This window comes from Variovorax sp. YR566 (assembly GCF_051992195.1).
Classification (GTDB): domain Bacteria; phylum Pseudomonadota; class Gammaproteobacteria; order Burkholderiales; family Burkholderiaceae_C; genus Variovorax.
Genome location: NZ_CP197092.1, coordinates 690,837 through 715,887, shown reverse-complemented (window position 1 = coordinate 715,887; position 25,051 = coordinate 690,837). Strand labels below are relative to the sequence as shown.

19 protein-coding genes are annotated in these 25,051 nt (G+C 66.5%); 10 read left to right on the top strand and 9 right to left on the bottom strand.

Annotated features, from left to right (window positions below):
• Nucleotides 1-29: 29 nt before the first annotated feature.
• Together ACTG4X_RS03380 and ACTG4X_RS03375 are read right to left on the bottom strand one after the other, a co-directional pair.
• Nucleotides 30-1,289 (bottom strand): NAD(P)/FAD-dependent oxidoreductase, encoded by a 1,260-nt coding sequence (locus ACTG4X_RS03380; protein ID WP_097200511.1) that lies wholly within the window; start codon nucleotides 1,287-1,289, stop codon nucleotides 30-32.
• A gap of 74 nt (nucleotides 1,290-1,363) precedes the next feature.
• Nucleotides 1,364-2,506 (bottom strand): saccharopine dehydrogenase family protein, encoded by a 1,143-nt coding sequence (locus ACTG4X_RS03375; RefSeq protein WP_093175327.1) that lies wholly within the window; start codon nucleotides 2,504-2,506, stop codon nucleotides 1,364-1,366.
• Nucleotides 2,507-2,926: 420 nt separating this feature from the next.
• Between ACTG4X_RS03375 and ACTG4X_RS03370 the strand changes: the two genes are divergently transcribed.
• From ACTG4X_RS03370 to ACTG4X_RS03340, 7 genes are all read left to right on the top strand, one after another.
• The gene (locus ACTG4X_RS03370; protein WP_256328945.1) at nucleotides 2,927-3,730 is read left to right on the top strand and encodes a transporter substrate-binding domain-containing protein; all 804 of its coding nucleotides are present in this window, start codon (nucleotides 2,927-2,929) and stop codon (nucleotides 3,728-3,730) included.
• Nucleotides 3,731-3,740: 10 nt separating this feature from the next.
• Complete coding sequence (locus tag ACTG4X_RS03365) at nucleotides 3,741-4,544, top strand: amino acid ABC transporter permease (protein ID WP_093053866.1); 804 nt, start codon at nucleotides 3,741-3,743, stop codon at nucleotides 4,542-4,544.
• 1 nt (nucleotide 4,545) lies between these two features.
• Nucleotides 4,546-5,358: an amino acid ABC transporter ATP-binding protein gene (locus ACTG4X_RS03360; RefSeq protein WP_440533209.1), complete on the top strand. Its 813-nt coding sequence runs from the start codon at nucleotides 4,546-4,548 to the stop codon at nucleotides 5,356-5,358.
• A gap of 88 nt (nucleotides 5,359-5,446) precedes the next feature.
• Complete coding sequence (locus ACTG4X_RS03355) at nucleotides 5,447-5,899, top strand: Lrp/AsnC family transcriptional regulator (RefSeq protein ID WP_093053860.1); 453 nt, start codon at nucleotides 5,447-5,449, stop codon at nucleotides 5,897-5,899.
• 15 nt (nucleotides 5,900-5,914) lie between these two features.
• Entirely contained in the window at nucleotides 5,915-6,607 is a 693-nt protein-coding gene (locus tag ACTG4X_RS03350) for an aspartate/glutamate racemase family protein (RefSeq protein ID WP_440533208.1), read from the top strand.
• Nucleotides 6,608-6,972: 365 nt separating this feature from the next.
• A complete protein-coding gene (locus tag ACTG4X_RS03345) occupies nucleotides 6,973-8,736 on the top strand; it encodes a branched-chain amino acid transaminase (protein WP_440533207.1) in 1,764 nt (587 codons plus the stop codon).
• 18 nt (nucleotides 8,737-8,754) lie between these two features.
• Nucleotides 8,755-10,320: an acetolactate synthase large subunit gene (locus ACTG4X_RS03340; protein WP_440533206.1), complete on the top strand. Its 1,566-nt coding sequence runs from the start codon at nucleotides 8,755-8,757 to the stop codon at nucleotides 10,318-10,320.
• A gap of 8 nt (nucleotides 10,321-10,328) precedes the next feature.
• Here the strand turns inward: ACTG4X_RS03340 and ACTG4X_RS03335 are convergent, their stop codons facing one another.
• From ACTG4X_RS03335 to ACTG4X_RS03325, 3 genes are read right to left on the bottom strand one after another with little or no spacing between them, the layout of a single operon-like run.
• Nucleotides 10,329-11,795 (bottom strand): aminotransferase-like domain-containing protein, encoded by a 1,467-nt coding sequence (locus tag ACTG4X_RS03335; protein WP_257015050.1) that lies wholly within the window; start codon nucleotides 11,793-11,795, stop codon nucleotides 10,329-10,331.
• 7 nt (nucleotides 11,796-11,802) lie between these two features.
• Nucleotides 11,803-13,257: a dihydropyrimidinase gene (gene hydA, locus ACTG4X_RS03330; RefSeq protein ID WP_097200518.1), complete on the bottom strand. Its 1,455-nt coding sequence runs from the start codon at nucleotides 13,255-13,257 to the stop codon at nucleotides 11,803-11,805.
• Nucleotides 13,258-13,259: 2 nt separating this feature from the next.
• A complete protein-coding gene (locus tag ACTG4X_RS03325; protein WP_440533205.1) occupies nucleotides 13,260-14,759 on the bottom strand; it encodes an NCS1 family nucleobase:cation symporter-1 in 1,500 nt (499 codons plus the stop codon).
• Nucleotides 14,760-14,985: 226 nt separating this feature from the next.
• Here ACTG4X_RS03325 and ACTG4X_RS03320 point away from each other — a divergent pair, with 226 nt between their 5' ends.
• The gene (locus ACTG4X_RS03320; RefSeq protein WP_097200520.1) at nucleotides 14,986-15,756 is read left to right on the top strand and encodes a FadR/GntR family transcriptional regulator; all 771 of its coding nucleotides are present in this window, start codon (nucleotides 14,986-14,988) and stop codon (nucleotides 15,754-15,756) included.
• Between the two features lie 75 nt (nucleotides 15,757-15,831).
• Here ACTG4X_RS03320 and ssb read toward each other — a convergent pair whose 3' ends face one another.
• Nucleotides 15,832-16,392, bottom strand: a complete 561-nt coding sequence (ssb, locus tag ACTG4X_RS03315; RefSeq protein ID WP_097200521.1) for a single-stranded DNA-binding protein — start codon at nucleotides 16,390-16,392, stop codon at nucleotides 15,832-15,834.
• A 108-nt stretch (nucleotides 16,393-16,500) separates the two neighbouring features.
• Here ssb and ACTG4X_RS03310 point away from each other — a divergent pair, with 108 nt between their 5' ends.
• Entirely contained in the window at nucleotides 16,501-17,889 is a 1,389-nt protein-coding gene (locus ACTG4X_RS03310) for a chloride channel protein (RefSeq protein WP_257015051.1), read from the top strand.
• Nucleotides 17,890-17,907: 18 nt separating this feature from the next.
• The gene (uvrA, locus tag ACTG4X_RS03305; protein WP_097200522.1) at nucleotides 17,908-21,024 is read left to right on the top strand and encodes an excinuclease ABC subunit UvrA; all 3,117 of its coding nucleotides are present in this window, start codon (nucleotides 17,908-17,910) and stop codon (nucleotides 21,022-21,024) included.
• Nucleotides 21,025-21,043: 19 nt separating this feature from the next.
• On the opposite strand, the gene ACTG4X_RS03300 is transcribed toward uvrA, so the two are convergent.
• Genes ACTG4X_RS03300 through ACTG4X_RS03290 form a run of 3 tightly spaced genes read right to left on the bottom strand, consistent with a single transcriptional unit; the run spans nucleotide 21,044 to nucleotide 25,049 of the window.
• On the bottom strand, nucleotides 21,044-21,799 hold the full coding sequence (locus tag ACTG4X_RS03300; RefSeq protein ID WP_093053825.1) for a GntR family transcriptional regulator: 756 nt from the start codon (nucleotides 21,797-21,799) through the stop codon (nucleotides 21,044-21,046).
• A complete protein-coding gene (locus tag ACTG4X_RS03295; protein ID WP_093076864.1) occupies nucleotides 21,796-23,565 on the bottom strand; it encodes a glycerol-3-phosphate dehydrogenase/oxidase in 1,770 nt (589 codons plus the stop codon). The genes ACTG4X_RS03300 and ACTG4X_RS03295 overlap by 4 nt, the downstream gene beginning before the upstream one ends.
• Nucleotides 23,562-25,049, bottom strand: a complete 1,488-nt coding sequence (locus tag ACTG4X_RS03290) for an FGGY family carbohydrate kinase (RefSeq protein WP_097200523.1) — start codon at nucleotides 25,047-25,049, stop codon at nucleotides 23,562-23,564. The genes ACTG4X_RS03295 and ACTG4X_RS03290 overlap by 4 nt, the downstream gene beginning before the upstream one ends.
• Nucleotides 25,050-25,051 lie beyond the last annotated feature (2 nt).

Below are 25,051 nucleotides of genomic sequence, written 5' to 3'. Positions count from 1 at the left end.
GCGGCTTGCGACGGCGCCAGAAATGTCGGCTATCGAAGAAAGCGGCCGGGCGCGAACGGCAGTGGATCGATGTCGCAAGGCTCGCCGTGCATCAGCGATGCCAGCAGGCGGGCCGTTCCCGGAGCGGTGTTGAAGCCGATGTGCTGATGGCCGAACGCAAGCCACAGGCCGGGACGCTGTGGGCATTCGCCAACGATCGGCCGGCTGTCCGGCAATGTGGGCCGGCTTCCCATCCAGGCCTCCGGTTCGAGGCGGCCGTCCAGCGGAAACGCTTCGCGTGCCGCGCGTTCCGCAAGTTCGAGTTGAACGGGGTTCTTCGGCGCATCGCGCTGCGCGAGCTGCACGCCGGTGGAAAGGCGCAGGCCCTGCTCCATGGGCGACAGCACATAGGCACCGCCGGTGTCGTACACGGGCCGTCCGAGCGAAGCGTTGCCCACCGCGCTGTAGTGCATGTGATAGCCGCGCTCGAACGCCATCGGCACGGAAATGCCGAGCGACTTCTTCGCGAACTCCCGTGTCCACGGCCCCAACGCGAGCACGACCTTCGACGCCTCGTGCACCGCGCCGCCCTCCTCGCGGAGCTGCCAGGCATCGGCTGCGCCGGAGCGGCCGAGCCCGCCGATCGACGCCTGCCTGATCTGCCCTCCGCGCGAGACGAAAAGCCTGGCGTACGCCTCCACGACGCGGCCCGGGCTGTCCACCGAATCGGTGTCCTGGATCCACAGCGCGCGCGGAAAGAGAGGCTTCAGATGAGGCTCGAGGTCCGAGAGCTCTTTCGCATCCAGCACGCGCGTGGCGACGCCGAAGCGATCGAAGGTCTCGCGCGAAAGACGGCTGCCGGCAAAGCCTTCTTCGCTGCGATAGAGAAACAGCCACCCGTTGGTACGCAGGCGATGCGCCGCACCTGCTTCGACGAGCAGGCGCCGGTGTTCCGACGTCGAGAGCCGGATCAGCGCATCCAGCGCGGTGGTGGTCTCCTGGAACACGCTGGCGCGCGCACTGGCGAGAAAGCGCACGGCCCACGAAAGATTCTTCGCAAGGAACGCGGGGTCGTAGCGAAAGCTCGCCGCGGTGTTCTTCAACAGCTTCGGCAGTACCGACCACAGCCCGGGATGATTGAACGGCATCAGCGAGCTGCGTGCGATCACCCCGGCGTTGCCATACGAGGTCTCGCGACCCGGGGCAGTGCGGTCGAACAGCGTGACCTCATGCCCTCTGCGTTGGAGCTCCAGGGCACACGACACGCCGACGATGCCGGCGCCCAGAATGGCAACAGTGTTCTTGTTCATTCCCTCGATTTTCGTCGGCGGCGAGGGCCAAGCCAGGTCCGTAACGCACTCGGGCTGCGAGATGGACGAATCAATCAGGCGTGCGCAGGCTCGCCCTTGGGCCTTGGCGCGGGAGCGAACGACGCCACGCCCAGGCCCTGGTAGTAGTGGCCGACCTTGGTGGCAAGGAACTGCCCGAGCGGCGCCTGCTCCTGCCCGACGAAACCGTGCGCGGGAAGCTGGCCCTGCCGCAGCAGTTCGAACACGCCGACGACGCCGGCGGCCGTGGTCAGCTCGATGGCGGTGCGGTCCTTGCCGCGCAGCGGCGCTCCGAACACGCGCCCGACGCGCGTCTCCTGCTCGAAGCGGCCATTGCGCATGCCCGAGGCCGACGCAAACAGGATCACCACGTCTTCGCGGCTGTGCGGCACTGCATGCTCGAGCACCTGGCGCAGCAGGTCGCGCCGCTCGATCAGGCGCAGGTCGTGCAGCAGGAAGTTCATCGCGTCGCGATGGCCGGGATAGCGGATGGTCTTGTAGTCGAGATTGCGGACCTTGCCTTCGAGCGTCTCGCACAGCGTGCCCAGGCCGCCTGAGGTGTTGAAGGCCTCGAAGGCTTCGGCGTCGAGCGTGAAGGTCTCGTGCCCTTCCATCGGCTGCACCGACACCAGCTGGCCGTTCACGATGGCGTCGCACGGGTTGCAGTACTCGTTGATGACGCCGTCGATGCTCCAGGTGAAGTTGTAGCGCAGGCTGTTGGTGGCATTGCGCGTGAGTGCGCCCACGCGCAGGCGCAGGTCGTAGAGCTCGTCGAAGCGGCTTGCGAGGTAGCCGCCGAGCATGCCGATCACGCCGGGCGCCAGTCCGCTCTGGGGCATGAGGACCGAGGTCGCCGTCTTCGAGATCTCGCGGATGGCCTTGGTTGCCGCCACGTCCTCTGTCAGGTCGAAGTAATGCACGCCGCATGCAGCAGCCTCGGTGGCCACGCGCTGCGCGAGGAAGAACGGCAGGCAGTTGATCACCACCGAGTGCGCGCGCAACGTGGTGCGCAGGTCTTCGGTGCTCTCCACGTCGAGCGCGATGCGCTGCACCAGCGGGTCGTTTTCGTCGCCGCGGCCCGGCCTCACGTCGGCCAGCGTCACGGGCAGGCGGTGGTATTCCGCAATCATGTCGGCCACGGTGCTGCCGACCTTGCCGGCACCCAGAACCAGGACTTTCTCGATCTTCACTTTGGTCATTTCATTTCTCCTGCGGGGCACCCGTTGCCCTGTAAAAGAACTGTAAAAGTGAGTCCTGGCAGTTGATAGAGAGCAGATCGGCGAAAGGGCTGCGCGCTTCGTCGATACGACGACGCCGTTCGTCAGCTTGGACTGTCGGCACAGGGACAATGACTTCCAGGCCTGAAGTCGCCGCGCGCAACGAAGCGCCGCATGTCCGGCCGAAACCGTCGAAACGACGCGCCAGACTGCATATCGCCGAAGACTCTGACGGTATGACGAGAGAAATCCGTCGTCCTGACGATGTGCCGCGTTGCTTGTGACAGTCCGCACTTCTAGACTCGGACTCGGGCCGGGAAGCGATACTTTCCTTTTCTTTTTATGGCGAGCTTCTTGCTTGGAGTGAACGTGCTTACCAAACGAATCCTTTTCCGTGCCCTCGTGGCTGTGACAACCGTCTGCGCGCTGGGCTCGACCTTTGCGCAGGAATCAGCAGAAAGCTCGCTGGCCCGGGTGCAGCGCACCAAGGTATTGCGCGTCGGCGCCGTCGCAGGCGCCATTCCGTATTTCGCCAAGGACATCACCACCGGCAAGTGGGAAGGCTTCGGCCCCGACTTCGCGGAAAGCCTGGGGCAGAAGCTCGGCGCCAAGGTCGAGTACGTCGAGACCACCTGGGGCAACGCGGTGCTCGATCTGCAGTCCAACAAGATCGACGCCATGTTCGGCATGGCCCCCACGCCGGCCCGCAAGGAAGTGGTGGGCTTCTCCGACACGCTCTTCGACAACACCTACACGGTGGTGTGCAAGAAGGGCATTCCGCAGAAGACCTGGGAGCAGCTGAACTCGCCCGACATGAAGATCGTGGTGGACGTCGGCTCCAGCCACGACCAGCTGGCAACGCGCGTGCTGCCCAAGGCCGATGTCTCGCGCCTGGAAAACTCCGGCGCCGCCACGATGTCGCTGCAGGCCGGCCGCTCCGATTGCCAGGTGCTGGTGATCCTGCTGGCCCAGCCGCTGCTCGCCAAGCGCGGCTCCATCGGCACCATGTACATCCCGCAGCCGGTCTACACCGCCCCGGTGAGCATCGGCCTGCGCAAGGAAACCGACACCGGCATGCAGAAGGCCGTCAACGCCTGGCTGGCCGATGTCCGCGCGAAGGGCGAAGTCCGCAGCGTCATCCTGAAGAACATGGAGAAACTCGCGGGCGTGCCCGCCAGTGCCTTCCCGCCCGAAATCAAGTTCTGAGGACGCCCCGATGGACAGCGTGGAATCTTCGAGCGAGCCGAAGAGCCGCTCCCAGCTCGGCACGGCCCTGCTGATCGTCCTGGCCCTGGCGGGCGCCTGGGCAGCCCTGAAGCACTTCTCGGGCGGAGCCCTGGGAGGCGGTGCAGGCAGCTACGACTGGGACTTCGGCGTGCTCTGGAAATACCGCAGCCTGCTGGTGTCGGGCCTGCTCTACACCCTGCTCTTCACGGTGATCTGCGTGGTGCTGGGGCTGTTCGTCGGCCTGGTGACGGGCCTGGGCCGGCTGTCGAGCAACCCGCTCATCACCGCGCCGCTGCGCGCCTACATCGAAGTCTTCCGCTGCACGCCGGTGCTGGTGCAGCTCGTGTGGTTCTACTACGCGCTGCCGGTGCTGACCGGGCTCGAGATGTCGGCGGTCGTGGCCGCCACGCTGTGCCTGTCGCTCTACGGCGGCGCCTTCTATTCGGAGATCGTGCGCGGCGGGATCATCTCGATCGACGCCGGCCAGACCGAAGCCGCCAAGGCACTGGGCATGACGCGGCTGCAGCTGCTGCGGCGCGTGATTCTTCCGCAGGCGTTCAAGAAGATGGTGCCGCCGCTGATGAACCAGTCGATCATGCAGCTGAAGAACACCTCGCTGCTGTCGGTGCTGGCCGTTCCCGACCTGCTCTACCAGGGCCAGGTCATCGCGCACGACACGTACCGGCCGCTGGAGCTCTACACCTTCATCGCGATCGCGTACTTCGCGGTTCTGCTGCCCATCACGATCTGGGCCAAGCGCATGGAATTCGGCTCCGGCCCGAAGGAGGTTTGACATGGCCAGCCCCCTGATCGAAATCGCCAACCTGAAGAAGGCCTTCGGGCAGAACGTCGTGCTGAAGGACATCTCGCTGCAGATCGAACGCGGCCAGGTGGTCGCGATGATCGGGCCCTCGGGCTCGGGCAAGTCGACGCTGCTGCGGTGCATCAACCTGCTGTCGATACCGAACGCCGGGCGCATCACGGTCGGCGAGCAGACCATCGAGTTCGACGGCGCGCGCACCACGCTGCCCAGCGAGCGCAGCCTTGCGCGCTTCCGGGCCTCGACCGGCATGGTGTTCCAGCACTTCAACCTCTTCCCTCACATGACCGCGCTGCGCAACGTGATGGAAGGACCGGTCACCGTGCTGAAGACGCCCAAGGCGCAGGCCGAGGCCGAGGCGCGCGCGCTGCTGGCGAAGGTCGGCCTGCTCGACCGGGCCGACTACTACCCGGACAAGCTGTCGGGCGGACAGAAGCAGCGCGTTGCGATCGCGCGTGCGCTGGCCATGAAGCCCACGGTGATGCTGTTCGACGAAGCGACTTCCGCGCTCGACCCGGAACTGGTCGGCGAAGTGCTCAACGTCATCAAGGGCCTGGCCCGCGAAGGCATGACGATGATCCTCGTGACGCACGAGATCGGCTTTGCGCGCGAAGTGGCCGACCAGGTGATCTTCATGCGCGACGGCGTCGTCGCCGAATGCGGCCCGCCGGGCGTGGTGATCGACAACCCGCAGCAGGAATCGACGCGCGCCTTCCTCGGGCGCTTCAAGGCTTCGTCGGAAGCTGCCAGCAGCAGCAGCAACAACGTCGTCACGGCCGTGGCGTAAGCGGGCGATGGTCCCCGCCATCGAGATCTCAGCGTACGACGGCCGCGACGCGGCGGCACAATCCACTCATTTCCGCTGCAGGGCCGCCATGGACCTACGACTCGACGACCTGGACCGTCACCTGTTGACGCTGCTGCAAGCCAACGCCCGCGAGCCCGCCGCCAATCTCGCGCGCAAGCTCAAGGTCGCCAGGACCACCGTGGTCGCACGCATCGCGCGACTGGAGCGCGATGGCATCGTCTCGGGGTACGGGGTGCGCCTCGGCCAGCGGCTGGAGCAGGCTGCGGTGCGGGCCTTCTGCGGCCTCAGCGTCAATGCGAAGAGCGCCCCCGTGATCATCAAGGCGCTCGGGCGTTTGCCCGAAGTGGAAGAAGTGTGGGCCGTGAGCGGCCAGTTCGACTACATGGTCCTGCTCCGGTGCAGCAGCCCCGAACAGCTCGACACCCTTCTCGACCAGATGGGACAGATCGACGGCGTCAACCAGACGCAGACCTCGATCGTGCTGAGCCGCAAGATCGATCGCCGCAGCACGGTGGAGTGACGGCAGGCCCCCACGATGACAACGACCCGCGACGCCGGTGCCTTTCTGGGCGTGCTGATGCTCGACACGCGCTTTCCGCGGCCACCGGGCGACATCGGCAACCCTGAGACCTTCAGCCGGCACGGCATTCCGGTGCGGTTTCATGTGGTCACGGGCGCTTCGCCCGAGCGCATCGTGAAGCAGGCCGACCCGGCGCTGCTGCAGCCTTTCGTCGATGCCGCGCGGGCGATGGTCGACGAGGGCGCGGGGATGATCACGACCAGCTGCGGCTTTCTGGCCGCCTACCAGGACACGCTGGCCGACGCGGTGCCCGTTCCCGTCGTCACGTCGAGCCTGCTGCAGTGCAAGGACTTCGCGCGGCCGGGCATCCTGACCTTCGATGCGGCTTCACTGAGCCCCGCCATCCTGGCCATGGCCGGCGTGCCGCAGGCGACGCCCGTGCAGGGCGTGGAGCCGGGGTGCGAGTTCCATCGGCGCATCCTCAACAACGAAACGCAACTCGACCTCGAAGAGGCCGGCCGGAATGTGGTCGATGCCGCATGCCGCCTCATGGACCTGTCGCCATCGGTCGAGGACATCGTGCTCGAGTGCACCAACATGCCGCCCTACCGCGAGGCGATTGCGCGCGCGACAGGGCGGCGCGTGCACGACATCGAAACGCTGCTGGTCGCGCGTTGGGCGGGGCGCGGGAAGCCCCACAGCACGTAGAGGCGCGCCGCAAGCCGGCCGCCTCTTCCACCCCCTGAATTCCTGACTGCGGGCACGCCATCGGCGGCAGCCCGGGCAGCGCCGACGGCCGAATTGCGCCACCAATACAGCCCCCACTTTGGTGCCAATACAGTTATTTATAACGATTTGAACCGTAAATGGAATGCCTTCGACAAGGCACCGTACGATCCGCTCGGCTTCAATTGTTTTTATTCTTCAATCTTCTTTTCGAGCAAATCCGGACAATTAATCCTTTTTATTTAATTCGACAAATCGCCCATCCCGACAGGGACTTTTTTGGCCCAACTGATGCCGAAGGCTGCTTATCGCCTCGGATTTTCTTTTCTTCATCTCCTGGAGATTTTATGGACAGCAATTCCGGTCGATCGGTATTTCCAGCACCGCACCCCAGCATCGCGTGGATGGACGGTGAATTTGTCAATTGGGAGCAATGCACTTTGCATGTTCGCACCCAGGCTGGATTCTTTGGTGCGAACATATTCGAAGGGCTTCGGGCTTATTGGGACGAATCCACGAAAAAATCGCACATCTTCCGCCTGGACGACCATCTGAAGCGGCTCGAGCAGTCGATGAAGATCATGCGGATGAAGTCGCGCTTCGATACGCCAACGCTCCGGCAGGCGACGATCGAGTTGCTGAGCCGCTGCGAATTTCAGGCGCACGCGCAAATCAACCTGTCGACGTATTTCAGATATTCCGGCCCCGGCGAGCCGCTGGTCGCGACCGAAGACACGGGCGCGCACATTACCGCAATTCCGCTGCCGCGCTCCCCGAAGATAGAAAAAGGAGTTGCCGCTGCAATTTCCACCTGGCGCCGAATTTCGGACGACTGCATACCGCCGCGCGCCAAGGTAGCAGCCAATTACCAAAACAGCCGTCTTGCACAAAATGAAGCGCGCGATAACGGTTTTGATATCGCAATCATCCTGAACAACAGGGGCAAGGTGTCCGAAGGCCCGGCGGCGTGCCTTTTCGTCATCAGGGACGGCGTGCTGATCACGCCTCCGACCTTCGCCGATATCCTGGAAAGCCTGACCCGCGATACGCTGATCGTGCTGGCCAGGGAGAAATTGGGACTGCAAGTCGTGGAGCGCGAAATCGACCGCACCGAATTGCTGATTTCCGATGAAGTGCTGATGTGCGGCACCCTGTTCGAGATACTCCCGGTGACTTCCGTCGATCGCCTGCCCATCGGCGACGGCGAAGTGGGGCCCATCACCCGCCAGCTGCAGGCGCACTACCTGACGACGGTGACGGGCGGATACCCGGAATATTCGTCCTGGTGCACCGAGGTGGCCGCGCCGCCCGCGGTACTTCCGCCCAAGGTCACGCTGACCCACCAGGAAGCCATCGAGTGGGTGGACAGCGCCGACAACGCCTACCACGCCTACCCATGGGCCAAGGCGAGCCTGGACGATTTCAGCGGCTACCTGCGGGAGCCGAGCAAGTTTCCATGCAACTTCGCGCGCGCGGCGTTCCGCACGAACACGCTGCATTTCGTCTTCGCGGGCTCCGACACCGATCCGCTCGAACTCGCTCGCGTGCGCCAGGGGCTGCGCGAATACCTGAAGACGGTCTCGGTGATGACGGGGATCGAGGAATCCATGAACGTGCTGGTGATCCTGTTCAAGCCCGAGGCACAGGAGCAGGTGCTCGATCACTACCACCAGACCGCCTGGCACGTGATGCAGGACTGGGTCGACAACGATCCCGAACCGTGGCCGCCCGAGATTCCCACCGACCCCGAGCAGCCGTTCTGGAGCCTGTGCTTCGCGGGCGTTCCGCTCTTCATCAACGTCAGTGCGCCGGCGCACCGGCGCCGCAAGAGCCGCAATCTCGGTCGTTCACTGGCCATGGTCACGCAGCCGCGGGCGGGCTTCGACCTGCTCGCCGGCCCCACGCCGGAAGGCGACAAGGTGAGGCAGCGAATCCGCCGGCAGGTGGAGCTGTACGACGGGCAGCCGGCGCCGGACGTCGTCGGCACCTACCACCGGGGCGACCTCGAGTGGAAGCAGTACGTCTTCACGGACACCAACGACGAGAAGCTGACCCGCTGCCCGCTGCACATCGACGCCGCAGCACCCACGCAGCAACGCCGCACGGGCTGAAGAAAAAAGGAGAACGAATTGAACGGTTCCGATGTCATTTGCGAAACCTTGATCGCCTCGGGCGTCGAGGTGTGTTTTGCCAACCCGGGAACCTCCGAGCTCCACCTGGTGGCCGGCATGGAACGCCGGGCGGACCTGCGCTGCGTACTGGGCCTTTTCGAAGGCGTGGTCACGGGCGCGGCCGACGGCTATGGGCGCATGACCGACAAGCCCGCCGCGACCCTGCTGCACCTGGGCCCGGGCCTGGGCAACGGGCTGGCGAACCTTCACAACGCCAGGCGTGCCAGGACTCCCATCGTCAACATCGTCGGCGACCATGCGACGCACCACCTGCCCTTCAACGCTCCGCTGACCTCCGACATCGAAAGCCTCGCCAGGCCGATGTCGAACTGGTACGGACGCATCGGCTCCGTGCATGACATTGCCTCGAGCGTTTCCGACGCGTGCCGGGCAGCCAGGTCGCTGCCCGGTGTCGCCACGCTGGTCGTGCCCGCGGAAGTCACCTGGGGCGATGCCGACCCGGTGCAGCCACCGAGTCTCACAAGATTCGCAGACTCAACGCCGCCTCCCGATCGCGAGAAGGAACAGCGGGCCGTGGCCCTGCTGCGCAGCGACCGGAAGACGGCGTTGTTTCTCGGTGGCCGCGCACTGCGGCAGGAAACCCTTGCGCTCGCTTCCGAGATCGCGCGCAAGACCGGCGCCAGCCTGCTGGCCCCCTTTGCGAATGCGCGCATGGCACGCGGGGCAGGAAGGCCCGCCGTGCCGCGCGTGGCCTACGCGACGGACCTGGCCGTGGCCCAGCTGGGGCAGTTCGATGCGATCGTCATGATCGGCGCCGAGCGGCCGGTGGCATTCTTTGCGCATCCGGGCATGCCGAGCCGCCTGCTTCGCGACGATTGCGAAGTGATCGAGCTGTGCGAACCGGGGGGCGATGTTGCTGCGGCCATCGAAGGTCTCGCGGAATACTTCGCTTCGGCCCGGTTGGCCCTGGACGAGCCCCCGCCCGCAAGACGCCGCGACCAGCCACATCTTCCACTAGGCCCACTCACGAACGAAGCGCTCGCGGAGCTGATTGCCCGGCTGCTGCCGGACAACGCCATCGTCTGCGACGAGGCTTTGTCTTCCGTGACGCAGCTTTTTGCCAGGTCGTACGACGCGGCACCGCACGACTGGCTGCAGATCACCGGCGGCTCGATCGGCATCGGGATTCCGCTCGCAACGGGCGCTGCCATCGCCTGCCCCGACAGAAAGGTGATCACGCTTCAGGCCGACGGCAGCGGCATGTACACGCTGCAGGGGCTGTGGACGCAGGCGCACGAGAACCTCGATGCGATCACGATCGTTCTGGCCAACAGGAAGTACGCGCTGCTGATCGACGAGATGCGGCGCATGGGCGTGAAGCCCCCCGAGCACCAGACGCGCGGCAGCTTCGACCTCACCGATCCCATTCTCGATTGGGTCTCGCTGGCAAAAGGCATGGGCGTGGAAGCCGCGCGTGCTTCCACGGCGGAAGAGTTCATCAAGGTCTTCGTCGGCGCGCTGAAGCGCAGGGGGCCTTTTCTGATCGAGGCGGTCCTCTCATGAGAACGCGCTCATAGCGCGGACAGGAACTGCCAGAACCTGTCCGTGTCGCAATAGGCCACGTTGAAACGGAACCAGGCGCTGGCGGTGTCCGATGCGCTGAAGTACATGCCCGGGGCGAGCCAGATGCCCTGCCTGAGTGCGCGTGCCGTCACTTCTCTGGCCTCGGCAGGATCGATCGGCAGGCGCCCCCAGAGAAAGAGGCCTCCGCGCGGGCGATGGAACAGTTCCACGCCGGCAGCGCAGAGCTTTCGCTCGATCTGCGTGTGCACATCCGCCAGGCGATGGCGCAGCCGTTCGAGATGCTGGCGATAGGCGCTGTCGACAAGAATCTGGTGAACGGCCTTTTCCGTGACCGCGGAAGAAGTGAGCCCCGTGACCATCTTCAGGCGCACCAGCGCTTCCAGGGTGGCCGCATCGGCCGCGATGAAGCCCACGCGCAGCAGCGGCGAAATGGTCTTTGAGAATCCGCCGATGTGGATGACCGGCCCGAGGCCCGCCATGGCGGCCAGCATCGGTGCGTCGGGCGGAGCGAGCCCCCGGCTCACGTCGTTCTCGACGATGAGCATCTGCGTGCGCTGCGCAATCTGGAGCACCTTGTAGGCCATCGGCAAGGTGATCGACGTGCCCGTGGGGTTGTGCAGCGCGGAGCTCACGAAGAGGGCCTTGGGCTTGTGCTTCTGCACCAGGGCCTCCAGCACGTCGGTGTCCAGGCCGGCCGGCGTGCGAGGCACGAACAGCAGCTGCACGCGCGCCAGCTTCAGCCGTTCGAGCAGGTTGCAATAGCAGGGGTCCTCGACCACGACGACGTCGCCTGGCTTGAGGAGAAAGCGGATGACGAGGTCGATGGCCTGCGTGGCGCCCTGCGTGATCAGCACCGAGTTGATGTCGGCGGGCACACCGAAGCGCGCCAGCTCGAAGGCCACGCGCGACCGCAGGCTGGCATCGCCGAAGGGCTGGCCGTACCCGCCGACCTGGCTCTTCATGGTGCGGCTCAACGATCGCAGGGCCCGGCCGAATTCGATGCCGTCGAGCCAGCCCGATGGAAGCCACCCGCAGCCGGCCTTGATGGACGCTGTCTGGTCGGAGAACACCTCCGACAGGAGCCATGCATCGTTGGGGCCGGACGGTGGCACGCGCGGCTGCGGTGCAGGCTCCATCGTGACCGGGCTCGCCACGATGAATCCGGCGCCGGGGCGCGACGCGATCATGCCGAGCGACACCAGCCGCTGGTACGCCTGTGCAATGGTGAAGGTGCTGAGCTGCAGATGCATTGCCATCTGCCGCACGGATGGCAGCTTCTCGCCGGACAGAATCCTGCGCTGCCCGATCGCCTCGGCAATGCCGTCCACAAGCTGGCTGACCAGCGAGCTTGCGCGGCCTTTGCGGCGATCGATGGAGAGCTTCAACCCATGGTCGCTCAGCTCCACTGCGTCCCCACCGGCCATGGCTTGCGCGCAGCGCCGGGGTTCGAGCACAGCCTGCTCAAGGCTTCGCCGCCATTGGAGCGAACTGCTGCTTTGCACGTTTGTCGAGCGCCTGGAAATTGGCACCAAATGCAGGGCGCGGCAGATAGCGGCCCGCACCCCGCTCTGCGCGCAGGTCACCGTTGGCATACACCACGCGCCCCTGGCTGACCGTGTGCGTCGGAATGCCGCGCACGGTGCGTCCTTCGAAGATGTTGAAGTCGCCCCTGGAGTGCTGCGTTGCCGCCGAAAGGGTCTTGGAGGCCTGCGGGTCCCACAGCACGAGGTCGGCATCGGCCCCCTGGGCGATCAGGCCCTTGCGGGGATACAGGTTGAAGAGCCTGGCCGCATTGGTCGATGTGACGGCGACGAATTCGCTGGGCGTCAGCCGACCGGAGTTGACCCCGGCATCCCAGATCACGGCCATGCGTTCCTCGATGCCGCCGCAGCCGTTCGGTATCTTGGCGAAGTCGTCCTTGCCGGCGGCCTTCTGGGCCGCGCAGAAGGTGCAGTGATCGGTCGCGGTGGTCTGCAGGCTGCCCGACTGAAGGCCGCGCCACAGAAACTCCTGGTGCGCCTTCGAGCGGAATGGCGGGCTCATCACGTGTGCAGCAGCGCTGGCAAAGTCTGGCGCGCGATACACGCTCTCGTCGACCACCAGGTGGCCTGCAAGGACTTCGCCATAGACCCGTTGCCCGGCCGCGCGGGCACGCGCAATTGCGTCGGCCGCCTCCATGCAGGACACGTGCACGACGTACAGGGGAACGCCCAGCACGTCGGCGATGGCAATGGCCCGCTGGGCCGCCTCGGCCTCGACCGCGGGCGGGCGCGACCGCGGGTGGCCCTCGGGCCCGGTGACGCCCTTGCGGGCCAGCTCCTGCTGGAGAAAGTAGACAAGCTCGCCGTTCTCGGCATGCACCGTGGGCATGGCACCGAGTTCGAGCGCGCGGCGAAAGCTCTTCACCAGGATCTCGTCGTCGCACATGATGGCGTTCTTGTAGGCCATGAAGTGCTTGAAGCTGCTCACGCCTTCTTCATTCACCAGGGTGCCCATGTCGCGGTGCACGCTCTCGTCCCACCAGGTGATGGCGACGTGGAAGCCGTAGTCCGCGGCGGACTTGCGCGCCCATTCCCTCCAGGTGCCATAGGCTTCCATCAGGGACTGCTGCGCGTTGGGGATCACGAAGTCGAGGATGGTCGTGGTCCCGCCGGCCAGGCCCGCGGCCGTGCCGGTGAAGAAATCGTCCATCGTGACCGTGCCCATGAACGGCAGCTGCATGTGCGTGTGAGGGTCGATGCCGCCGGGCAGCACGTACTGCCCGGAAGCGTCCAGCTGCACCGCGCCGGCCGGCGCCTGGCGTGCGGCATCGACGCCGATGGCGGCAATCTGCCCTTCGACGCACAGCACGTCGGCTGTGAACTCCCGGTCGGCGTTGACGACGATCCCGCCTCGGATCAAGAGCGCGTTCGTCATGCTCAAGCCTCCGAAGGCCTGGTCTGTTGCGGCACCGTCGTCTGCTTCTGCAGCCGCATCGACGCAACGTACACGACGGTCGAGATGGCGATGCCCGCGAACCATGCGTAGGTGTAGATCGTCTTGAAGACTTCGGGCACTGTCGGAAAGGCGCTCGGCAGCGCCGCATTGAGGAACCCGGGAAGGTTGGGCAGGACGCCGGCGATGAACGCTGCGATTGCGGCAGGGTTCCACCCGTTCCTGTACCGGTACTCGCCATGGTCGCGGTACAGGTCGTTCACTTGCAGCTGCGTGCGGCGGACGATGTAGTAGTCGGCAATCAGGATGCCGGCGATCGGCCCGAGCAGCGCGGAGTAGCCGATCAGCCACGTGAAGATGTAGCCCTGCGTGGATTCGAGCAGCTTCCACGGCATCATCGCGACCGCGATACCGGCCGTGATGTAGCCCCCCGTGCGGTACGAGATGGCCCGCGGATTCAACGCCGAGAAATCGTAGGCCGGGCCCACCAGGTTGGCCGCCAGGTTGACGCTGACGGTATCGACCAGCAGCACGATCAGCGCGATGAGCACGGCCGCGCCCGTCATGCGGCTGGCCAGGTCGACCGGGTCCCAGATCGCCTTGCCGTAGATCACGACCGTGGCGGAGGTGACGACCACCGCAAGGGCCGCGAGCAGCCCCATGGGAACGGGCAACCCGACCGCCTGCCCGACGATCTGGTCGCGCTGCGATTTCGCGAAGCGCGTGAAGTCGGGAATGTTCAGCGCAAGGGTGGCCCAGAAGCCCACCATGGCCGTCAGCGACGGCCAGAAGACCGCTGCGAACTGACCCGCCTTCTTGCCGCCTTCGACGAACTGCGAGGGCTGCTGCAGGATCGGGCCCAGGCCTCCGGCGCGGTTGAGCGCCCACGCCAGCAGCACGAAGCAGATGAGGATCTTCAGCGGCGCCGTGTACGTCTCGAGCTTGCGGATCGATTCGATGCCGTGAATGACGAAATAGAACTGGAGCGCCCAGAAGACGAGGAAGCTCGCCAGCTGGAAGATGTTGATGCCCAGCCAGGCGATCTTCTCGCCTTCGAGCGGATGGCCGATCAGCACGCCGACCAGCGTGTAGATCATCATCCCGCCGAACCAGGTCTGGATACCGTACCAGCCGCATGCCACGAGCGCGCGCAGCAGCGCCGGTATGCGGGCGCCCCGGGTGCCGAACGAGGCACGCGCGAGCACCGCGTAGGGAATGCCGTACTTCACGCCCGCATGCCCGATCAGCAGCATCGGGATCAGCACGATGAAGTTGCCCAGGAAGACCGTGCCGACGGCCTCGGACCAGGACATGCCGGACTCGATCAAACCGGCGGCAAGGGTGTAGGCGGGAATGCACATCACCATGCCCACCCAGAGCGCGGCGAAGTGATACCAGCGCCAGGTGCGCTGCTCGGGCCGCGTGGGCGCCAGGTCGTCGTTCCAGAGTCTCGAGTGGGTTTGCAAAGGTTCGCTTGATTTCATGATTTTTCCTTTGAGAGAGTCACGTGGGGCTGGGAATTGAGCTTCTTCGATATGCCTACTATTTATCCATATAAAACATATAAATAGGAACATTACATAGCAAGTTCGATGCCCGAACAAGCCCGATCACCGGCCTATTGCGCATGTTTTTGACTCAATTGCATTCAATTGCATCGATTTATCATGAGCGATCGGCTCCGCTCGGGAGCTCCCCAAGGAACAGGGCATGCCCATTGGTCAACGCGCAAGAAAACGCCCCAAGCTCTCGGACCTCGTCGTCGAAGACGTGAAGCGCTGGATCGTTACGGAGCGCAAGCAGCCGGGCGACCGGCTGCCGAACGAGAAAGAGCTCGTCGGGCTTTTCGGCGTCTCGAAAAGCACGATGCGGGAGGGACTGAAGGCACTGGAAGTGCGCGGCCTGATCAAGACGCGCACAGGCCCGGCCGGCGGCGCCTATCTCCAGCAGGTCTCGCTGGATCACGCATCAGAGCCGCTGAGAAACTTCCTGCACTTCCACCACCTGGACGGGCATCACATCTACCAGCTGCGCAAGATCCTGGAGCCCGAGCTCGCGCTCAGCGTCGTCGGCCGGCTCGACGCGAAGCAACTGGATCTGATCGAGCAGACCATCCGCCTGTGCGAGCAGGAGCCTCGCAACGACATCGAGTTGCGTGCACAACGCGTCGCCGAGCTGGAGTTTCACAACCTGCTGGCCGACAAGTGTCCCAACGCCCTGCTCGCCTTCATGTGCCGTTTTCTCAACGACCTGCTGCGCGACCTCATGGTCTACAAGAATGCGTGGGAGCACCGCCACTTCGGCGAAGCCAACCTGGGCTTTCACACCAGGCTGCTGCAGGCCTTCCGCGATGAGGATGCCGACGCCGTGCACCGCCTGATGACCGAGCACATGGTCGATGCCGAAACGCACATGCACGAAATGGAAGTGCACGTCGGCGTGCAGCAGTTGCTGATGCCCGCGGGTCGGCGCCACGCGTGATTGGCCTGCCCAAAGAGAAAGAGCCGCTCCCTTTCGGGAAGCGGCTCTTTGCTTGTGAACCTGCGAAGGTCCGGATCAGAACGGAATGTCGTCGTCCATGTCGTCGAAGCCCGACGACGACTTGGCCGGTGCCTGGCGCGGAGCCGGCGCCGCAGCGCGCGGTGCCGCTGCGGGAGCGCGCGGGGCGTAACCGCCGCCACCACCGCCACCGCCATTGCCGCCCTGCGAATAACCGCCACCGCCGCCACCTTGCGAATAGCCGCCGTCGTCCTCGGGACCGCCCGACGGGCCGCCCTGGCCCTGACGGCTACCGAGCATCTGCATCTGGTCGGCGCGGATCTCGGTGGTGTACTTTTCGATGCCGTCCTTGTCGGTCCACTTGCGCGTGCGCAGGCTTCCTTCGACATACACCTGCGAGCCTTTGCGCAGGTACTGGCCGGCGATTTCGGCCAGGCGGCCGTTGAAGACGATGCGGTGCCACTCGGTGGCTTCGCGCATTTCGCCGCTTTGCTTGTCTTTCCAGCGATCGGTGGTGGCCACTGTGACGTTCGCGACCTGGTCGCCGCTCGGGAAGGTACGCATTTCGGGGTCGCGCCCCAGATTGCCGACGACGATGACTTTATTGACCGATGCCATATGCACTGCCCCTGATAAGTAGATGAAGGAGGAGGTTGAGAAGAACCCTCGATTGTGCCCCAAGGCGACCGGCCGCACTCCCGCCAGGTGCCAGAATGGGCCTCTCCGATGAACCGCGAACCAGACTTTTTCGAGCATCTGCGCGCCGAGCTGTCGAACGGCCGCGTCTGGCTCGACCGGGCGATCGTGCTGGGCTACGCCATCGCGGCCGGGCTGTTCGTGGTGGGCTTCACGCTGGCCAGCGACCGGGTCTTTGGCGAGTTCCACCGCTTCTACGCCGCCTGGCCCTGGGCGGTGCTGCTGACGACACCGCTGCTCACGGCCGGCATCGTCTGGTTCACATTGCGCTTCTTCCCCGGCGCGGGCGGTTCGGGCATTCCGCAGATCAAGGCGGCCCTGAATCCGGCCCTGCCCGAAGAGCGGCGCTTCGTTTTTGCCTCGCTGCGGCTCACGGTCGCCAAGATCGGACTGGGCGCGGCGGGCTTCGCGGCCGGCCTGTCGATCGGGCGCGAGGGGCCGTCGGTGCAGGTGGCGGCGGGGGTCATGCAGCATGCGCGCCGCTGGCTCTCGCCCAGCACCACCATCGATGGCCGAGCGCTGCTGGTGGCCGGCGGAGCAGCGGGCATCGCGGCAGCCTTCAATGCGCCGCTGGCGGGCGTGGTCTTCGCCATCGAGGAGCTGTCGGGCCGGCTCGAGGCGCGCTCCAGCGGCCTGATCATCACGGCCATCGTGCTGGCGGGCCTGGTGGCGGTGTCGGCCTTCGGCAACACCAGCTACTTCGGCGTGATCCGCGTGCCCCGGCTGGGCTGGGACGTGCTCGGACCCGGCCTGCTGGTCACCCTGTTGAGCGGCGCGGCCGGCGGGCTGTTCGCGCGGCTGCTGATCGCCTCGCTCACGGGCGCGGCGGGGCGCTTCAACCGCTGGCGGGCGCGCTTTCCGGTGCGGTTCGCGGCCTGCGGCGGGCTGGCCGTGGCCGTCATCGGGCTGGCGACGGGCGGCGTCACCTTCGGTGCGGGCTCCGAGGCGGTCAAGCAGATGCTGCAGGGCCACGACGAGCTCACGCCGCTCTACACCGTGCTCAAGTTCATCGCCACCTGGCTCACGGCCTGGTGCGGCGTGCCGGGCGGCATCTTCGCGCCGTCGCTGTCGATCGGTGCGGGCATCGGCGACGCGGTGGCCCGGCTGGCCAGCAGCGACCAGGGGCCGGCGCTCATCGCCATGGGCATGGCCGGCTTCCTGGCGGCGGTGACGCAGGCGCCGCTCACCGCTTTCATCATCGTCATGGAGATGGTCGACGGCCACTCGATGGTGCTGAGCCTGATGGCCGCGGCCATGCTGGCCAGCCTGGTCTCGCGGATGATCAGCCGCCCGCTGTACGACACGCTGGCCGAGCACATGGTCGGCCGGGCCATAAGCAGTACGGGCAGTACGGGCAGCGGAGGCAGCACCGAGCCGGTGCATCCGCCCAAGCCTGCAGAGCCCGGCCACTCGCCATGAAATGCGCGGCGGTCTATCATGTCCGGTTGCCCTCGGACGATCGCCCCCTTGAATTCAATATCCACTGAAGACACCGCAGCCGACGCCGAAAGCGCACGCGATGCGGAACGCGAACGCGCCACCTACCTCGGCGCGGTGCTCGCGCAGCAGCGCATCAGCATCCGCGGCGCGCGCACCCACAACCTGAAGAACGTCGATCTCGACATCCCGCGCAACAAGCTGGTGGTGATCACCGGCCTGTCGGGCTCGGGCAAGTCGAGCCTGGCCTTCGACACGCTGTATGCCGAAGGGCAGCGGCGCTACGTCGAGAGCCTGTCGGCCTATGCGCGGCAGTTCCTGCAGCTCATGGACAAGCCCGACGTCGACGTGATCGAGGGCCTGTCGCCCGCCATCAGCATCGAGCAGAAGGCCACCAGCCACAACCCGCGCTCCACCGTGGGCACGGTGACCGAGATCCACGACTACCTGCGCCTGCTGTACGCCCGCGCCGGCACGCCCTACTGCCCCGACCACCACCTGCCATTGCAGGCGCAGACGGTCTCGCAGATGGTCGATGCCACGCTGGCATTGCCCGGCGAGCCGCGCCTGATGATCCTGGCACCCGTGGCGCGCGAGAAGAAGGGCGAGTTCCTCGAACTCTTCGCCGAGATGCAGGCGGCCGGCTACGTGCGCTTTCGCGTGGACGGGCAGACCTACGAATACAACGACCTGCCCAAGCTCAAGAAGACCGAGAAGCACGACATCGACGTGGTCATCGACCGCCTGCGCGCGCGCGCCGACATGCAGCAGCGCCTGGCCGAGAGCTTCGAGGCTGCGCTGCGCCTGGCCGAAGGCCGCGCCATTGCGCTCGAGTTGGGCGCCGAGGGTGCGGCTGATAAAGAGCACCTGTTCAACGCCAAGTTCGCCTGCCCGATCTGCCACTACTCGCTGTCGGAGCTGGAGCCGCGCCTCTTCTCGTTCAACTCGCCCGTGGGCGCCTGCCCCAGCTGCGACGGCCTCGGCCACCGCGAGGTATTCGACCCGGCGCGCGTGGTGGCCTTTCCTTCGCTGTCGCTGGCCAGCGGCGCCATCAAGGGCTGGGACCGCCGCAACGGCTATTACTTCAGCATGATCGAGAGCGTCGCGAAGCACTACAAGTTCGACGTCGACGCGCCCTTCGAGTCATTGCCGGCCTCGGTGCAGCAGGTGCTGCTGCACGGTTCGGCCGCCGAGGAGATCAAGTTCAACTACACCATGGAGTCGGGCAACTTCGCGGGCAAGAAGCTCACGAAGAAGCATCCCTTCGAGGGGATCATCCCGAACATGGCGCGGCGCTACCGCGAGACCGATTCGGTGATGGTGCGCGAAGACCTCGCGCGCTTTCGCAACCTGCAGCCCTGCCCCGATTGCGGTGGCTCGCGCCTTCGCCCCGAAGCGCGCAACGTGTTCCTGGTCGACGAATCGAACCGGCCCGCCGACGGCAGCGAACCGCCGCGCATGGCGATCTTCGAGCTCAGCCGCCTCACGCTGCGCGATTCGCTCGCGTGGTTCCATACGCTCAAGCTGCGCGGCGCCAAGGCCGACATCGCCGACAAGGTGGTGCGCGAGATCGGCCTGCGCCTGAAATTCCTGAACGACGTGGGCCTGAACTACCTGAGCCTGGACCGCAGCGCCGAGACGCTCTCGGGCGGCGAGGCGCAGCGCATCCGGCTTGCGTCGCAGATCGGCTCGGGCCTCACGGGCGTGATGTACGTGCTCGACGAGCCCAGCATCGGCCTGCACCAGCGCGACAACGACCGGCTCATCGGCACGCTGAAGCATCTGCGCGACATCGGCAACAGCGTGATCGTGGTCGAGCACGACGAGGACATGATCCACGCCGCCGACCACGTGATCGACATGGGCCCCGGCGCGGGCGTGCACGGCGGGCGCGTGATGGCGCAGGGCACCTATGCCGAGGTGTCGGCCAACCCCGACTCGCTCACCGGCCAGTACCTGTCGGGCACGCGCAAGATCGAAGTGCCGAAGCACCGCACCGCGTGGCTGCCCGTGGTGAACAAGCCTGCGTTCAACGAAGGCAAGAAGGCCTCGCGCTTTCCGCCGAGCCCCGCGGCCGAACGCCGCGCCGCACGCGAGGCCGCCCACCTGGCCACGCAGACCGACCTGCAGGAAATTCGCGTCGTCGGCGCCACCGGCAACAACCTGAAGAACGTGAGCGTCGCCTTCCCGGTCGGCCTGCTGACCTGCGTGACGGGCGTCTCGGGCTCGGGCAAGTCGACGCTGGTGAACGACACGCTCTACACGGCAGTGGCGCGCACGCTGTACCGCGCGCACGAAGAACCGGCTGCGCACGAATCGGTCGAGGGCATCGAGTATTTCGACAAGGTCATCAACGTCGACCAGAGCCCCATCGGCCGCACGCCGCGCAGCAACCCGGCCACCTACACGGGCCTGTTCACGCCCATCCGCGAGCTGATGGCCGAGACCAACACCGCGCGCGAGCGCGGCTACGGCCCGGGCCGCTTCAGCTTCAACGTGGCGGGCGGGCGCTGCGAGGCCTGCCAGGGCGACGGCGTGGTGAAGGTCGAGATGCACTTCCTGCCCGACGTGTACGTGCCCTGCGAGGTCTGCCACGGCCAGCGCTACAACCGCGAGACGCTCGAGGTTTTGTACAAGGGCAAGAACATCGCGCAGATCCTCGAGATGACGGTCGAGACCGCGCACGAGTTCCTGAAGGCCGTGCCCACCATCGAGCGCAAGCTGCGCACGCTGCTCGACGTGGGCCTGAGCTACATCAAGCTGGGCCAGTCGGCCACCACGCTGTCGGGCGGCGAGGCGCAGCGCGTGAAGCTCGCACTGGAGCTCAGCAAGCGCGACACCGGCCGCACGCTCTACATCCTCGACGAGCCGACCACCGGCCTGCACTTCGCAGACATCGAGCTGCTGCTGAAGGTGCTGCACCAGCTGCGCGATGCGGGCAACACCATCGTCGTGATCGAGCACAACCTCGACGTCATCAAGACGGCCGACTGGCTGATCGACATGGGCCCCGAAGGCGGTGCCGGCGGCGGCATGGTGGTGGGCGAAGGCACGCCGGAAGACATCGCGGCGAACGAGGCGAGCCACACGGGGCGTTATCTGAAGCGGCTGCTGTAGCCGCTTCTCGTCATCACCCTCAGGTCGTCGTCTGCACGTGCAGACGGCTGGTCTTGCAGCGGTGGAGCGCGCGGTAATGCTCCAGCGGCCGGCCGTTGGCGCCGTAGGCGATCGATTCGATTCGCAGCAGCGGCTCGGGCTGCGGCAGGTTGAGCAGCTGGCAGGTCTCGGCGTCTGGCAGCACCGCATCGATCCAGCGTTCGGCGCGCACCAGGCGCAGGCCGTACTGGCGGCGCAGCACGTCGTACAGCGAGCGGTCGTCCAGGCGCGTGCGGTGCAGGCCCGGCGCAAGGTCGGCGGGCACCACGGTTTCGACCAGCAGGCGCAGCTCGCCGTCCACGCTGCGCAGGCGCTTCAGCGCGACCACCTGCGTGTCATCACTCAACCCAAGTGAGGCGGCTTCCTGCTCGGTGGGCGCGCGCAGTTCCTGCGTGAGGATCTGCGTGCGCACCGAGCGGCCCTTGCGCTCCATCTCGTCGGAAAAGCCGAGCACGGTCGAGACGAAATCCTCGTCGCGCTCGCGTGCCGACACGAACGCGCCGCGGCCCTTGATCTTGTAGATGAGGTTGTTGCGCACCAGGTCGGCCAGCGCCTCGCGCACCACGATGCGCGAGATGCCGAACTGCTCGCCGAGCTCGGCTTCGGACGGCAGCTTGGCGCCGATGGGCAGCGCGCCCTGCAGGATCTGCAGTCGAAGCGCATCGCGGAACTGGGCCCACAGGGGCGACTCGGAGTCGCGGTCGAGCACGGTCGAAGTTTCGGTCGAAGAGTTCACGTTGAGGGCTGGCCCAAGGCCTGAGGAGTCATCAATGATGCATCGAAAGACGGCGGCGCATCGGCCACCACTGGCGAAAGACGCACGCCGTGGCGCTCGCGCAGGGCGGCAGAGCAGGCTTGCAGTTCGTGGTGCGCCTGCGCTGCGTCCCAGCCGAGCGCCTCGGCTGCGATGCCAGCCATTTCAGCCAGCGCGGCATCGGTGACGAGCCCGCGAATCGCCAGCAGCGTGCGACGGATCACGAGGTCGTCGAGATGGACCACGCCGGTTTCGAGGCAAAGGTACGAGAGTTCGGCAACCGAGTAATCGGGCGCGTGCTGCAGCGGCACGTCGCCCGAGGCACCGAGGCGCTGCGCCAGCGGCAGCGCCTTCGATCCGTAGCGGCGCAGCAGCACCTGTGCGCGCGTGCGGCCCAGGCCGGAGGTGGCAACCATGCGATCGACGAAGCGCTCCGTCGCCTGTGCATCGGCAGGCAGCTCCGCACCGCCGCCGATGGGCAGCAGTTCGGTCGATGCGGTGCGCGGGCGGCCCAGTTGCTGCAGCACCTCGTTGGTGGCTTCTTCAGCAAGTGCGCGAAAGGTCGTCCACTTGCCGCCGACGAGGCCGACGATGGGAATGTCGCGCGTCGCATTGGGCGGGTCAAGCACCACCGAGTGGTCGCGCGAGATCTGCCCCGGCTTGTCGGCGTCGGAGCGTGCGAGCGGCCGCACGCCGACGTACGTGTACACCACGTCGCCGCGCCCGAAGGAGAGGTTCGGGAACACCTCGGCCAGCACGTCGAGCAGGTAGTCGACCTCTTCGGGCTCCGTGCCGATCTGGTCGGGGTCATCCACCGGAATGTCGGTGGAGCCCACCAGCACGCGGTCGAGAAAGGGATAGACGATGCACACGCGCCCGTCCACCGCCTCGAAGTAGGCCATGCGGCCTTCGAGCGCATCGCGCAGCGCCGGATGGTCGAGCACGAGGTGCGAGCCCTTCGTGCCCATCACGCGCGAGCCCGCGCCGCCGAGCACGGCCGTGCTGCGGTCGAGCCACGCACCGCTGGCATTCACCACGGTGTCGGCCGTCACGCGCACCAGCGCGCCGGTGATCTCGTCGCGCAGCGTGAGGATGTTGCCCGCGCAGCCCATCACTCGGCAGTAGTTGGCGGCGGCCGAGCGCGGCTGGTCGCGGCAGGCGTCGCCGATGAGTTCGAGGATCAGCCATTCGGGGTGGCTGATCCATGCATCGAAGAAAGTGGCGGTCCAGCGCACCGCGGCGCGGAACAGGCTGCGGTCGTTCTGCGGCACGCGGCTGATGCGGTGGTTGGGCATCACGCGCTGGCGACGGCCCAGCAGGTCGTACAGGCGCAGGCCCGCCGCCACGGCCAGCAGGCCGCGCGTGCGCTGCGGCGGCGTGCGGCCGAAGAACTTGAGCGCGCTGCTCATCAGGCCGCCGAAGAAGCTCGACAGCGGCACCACCGTCTTCAGCGGCTGTACCAGGTGCGGCGCGTTGCGCAGCAGCAGGTTGCGCTCGCGCGTGGCTTCGGCCACCAGCGAGAAGCTGCCGTTCTCCAGGTAGCGCAGGCCGCCGTGGATCATGCGCGAGGGCGCGCTGCTGGCACCCGCACTGAAGTCGCCCTTGTCGACGATGAGGCAGTCGACGCGCTGCAGGCACAGGTCGCGGAACACGCCCACGCCGTTGATGCCGGCACCGACGATGACGGTCGAGAAGTGGCGATCCGCCAGCGAAGCCGGGCGCACGAAAGGCAGTTGCCAGGCGCTCATTTCGCAGCTCCCGACAGATGGGAAAACACAGGAGACATGGTGTCGATCAGTTCGTTGAAGCCGGCGTTGAAATCGGCATGGGCGCGTGCCTCGGCGGCATCGGGTTCGACCGTGTCGCAGGGCGCGAGCAAGGCGCTGCCCTGCGCGGCGTGGTCGATGCCTTGCGACATGGCGGCGTAGATGGCTGCGCCGCGCGCGCCGGTCTCGTCGTCGGCGCAGCGTTCGACCGGGTGAGCCAGGAAGCCGGCGAGCAGGCGCACGAGGCGCGTGTCGCTCGCACCGCCGCCGAGCACGGTCGATGCGGACACGGGCAGGCCGCAGGCTGCAAGGCGCGCGGTGTGCCGCGCGTGCAGCGCGGCGACCGAATCGACCACCGCGCGCGCCATGTCGCCGCGCGTGTGGTGGCTCTTGAGCCCGACGAAGCCCGCCGTCACGCCGCCACCGCCATTGACGAAGGGCAGGAAGCGCAGGCCGCCCGCACCCAGCGGCACCGACATCGCCAGGTCGACGACAGCGCGCGAATCGGGCAGCCCCAGCACGCCGGCCAGCCATGCGATGTTGGCCATCGACGACGGACTGTTCTCCATGTAGAGCCGCTTGTCCTCGCGGCCGAAGTTCACGACGGCGGCAACATCGGGCTTGGGCTCGATCACAGGGCCGATCACCGCGTTCACGCACCAGGTGCCGAAGACCGACACCGCGCGGGCACGCTCTTCCGCGCAGATCGCGGTCATCGAGGCGAGCAGGTCGATGGCGCCCATCGCCACGGGGATGCCGGCGGGCAGGCCGCACAGCGCGGCTTCGGCAGGCCGCAGCTTGCCGACGACCTCGCCGCTCGGCACCAGCGGCCCGAAGACGCGCGGCCCGAGGTCCGCGATGCCCGGTGCATCGAAGGCCGCCTGCGACCACGTGCCCGTTGCGATCGACACCAACCCGGCAGTGCTTGCATCGCTGGCATCGGTCGCGATCTCGCCTGTCAGCAGAAAGCCGAGATAGTCCTTCGCGAACAGCAGCCGGCGCACCGCCCCGCGCTGCACGGCATCGGTGCCCAGCAGCTCGGCCGCGATCACGGTGGGCTGGCCGGGCCAGGGCCTGCAGCCGACATCCGCGAACAGAGCGTCGCCATGACCCAGTGAGAGCGAACGTGCACGCGCATCGGCGCGCTGGTCAGTCGAGGCCACGGCCCGCCCGCCGACGAGTTCGTTGCGCGCATCGAGCGCGTAGAGCCCCGCGCCGTGGCCCGTGCAGCCGATGGCGCGGACCTCGGCCACGCGGGCGCCGAGCTGGTGGGCGACGTCGCGCAGCACGTGGGTCAGGGCCGCGCGGATCGCCGTCGCGGCCACTTCGCATCCCCCTCCAGGCAGCCGGTCGTGCGGCAGTGGCATTCGGGACAGGGCGATGGAGCGGCCGCTCCCGGCTTCGAGGGCCAGGGCTTTCAGGCTGCTCGACCCCATGTCGATGCCGATCAGTATGTTTGGCTTCATGT

Coding starts and splice junctions, on each gene's coding strand:
- ACTG4X_RS03380 (WP_097200511.1), bottom strand. CDS start 1,289: ATGAACAAGAACACTGTTGCCATTCTGGGCGCCGGCATCGTCGGCGTG.
- ACTG4X_RS03375 (WP_093175327.1), bottom strand. CDS start 2,506: ATGACCAAAGTGAAGATCGAGAAAGTCCTGGTTCTGGGTGCCGGCAAG.
- ACTG4X_RS03365 (WP_093053866.1), top strand. CDS start 3,741: ATGGACAGCGTGGAATCTTCGAGCGAGCCGAAGAGCCGCTCCCAGCTC.
- ACTG4X_RS03360 (WP_440533209.1), top strand. CDS start 4,546: ATGGCCAGCCCCCTGATCGAAATCGCCAACCTGAAGAAGGCCTTCGGG.
- ACTG4X_RS03355 (WP_093053860.1), top strand. CDS start 5,447: ATGGACCTACGACTCGACGACCTGGACCGTCACCTGTTGACGCTGCTG.
- ACTG4X_RS03350 (WP_440533208.1), top strand. CDS start 5,915: ATGACAACGACCCGCGACGCCGGTGCCTTTCTGGGCGTGCTGATGCTC.
- ACTG4X_RS03345 (WP_440533207.1), top strand. CDS start 6,973: ATGGACAGCAATTCCGGTCGATCGGTATTTCCAGCACCGCACCCCAGC.
- hydA (WP_097200518.1), bottom strand. CDS start 13,257: ATGACGAACGCGCTCTTGATCCGAGGCGGGATCGTCGTCAACGCCGAC.
- ACTG4X_RS03325 (WP_440533205.1), bottom strand. CDS start 14,759: ATGAAATCAAGCGAACCTTTGCAAACCCACTCGAGACTCTGGAACGAC.
- ACTG4X_RS03320 (WP_097200520.1), top strand. CDS start 14,986: ATGCCCATTGGTCAACGCGCAAGAAAACGCCCCAAGCTCTCGGACCTC.
- ssb (WP_097200521.1), bottom strand. CDS start 16,392: ATGGCATCGGTCAATAAAGTCATCGTCGTCGGCAATCTGGGGCGCGAC.
- ACTG4X_RS03310 (WP_257015051.1), top strand. CDS start 16,501: ATGAACCGCGAACCAGACTTTTTCGAGCATCTGCGCGCCGAGCTGTCG.
- uvrA (WP_097200522.1), top strand. CDS start 17,908: ATGTCCGGTTGCCCTCGGACGATCGCCCCCTTGAATTCAATATCCACT.
- ACTG4X_RS03295 (WP_093076864.1), bottom strand. CDS start 23,565: ATGAGCGCCTGGCAACTGCCTTTCGTGCGCCCGGCTTCGCTGGCGGAT.
- ACTG4X_RS03290 (WP_097200523.1), bottom strand. CDS start 25,049: ATGAAGCCAAACATACTGATCGGCATCGACATGGGGTCGAGCAGCCTG.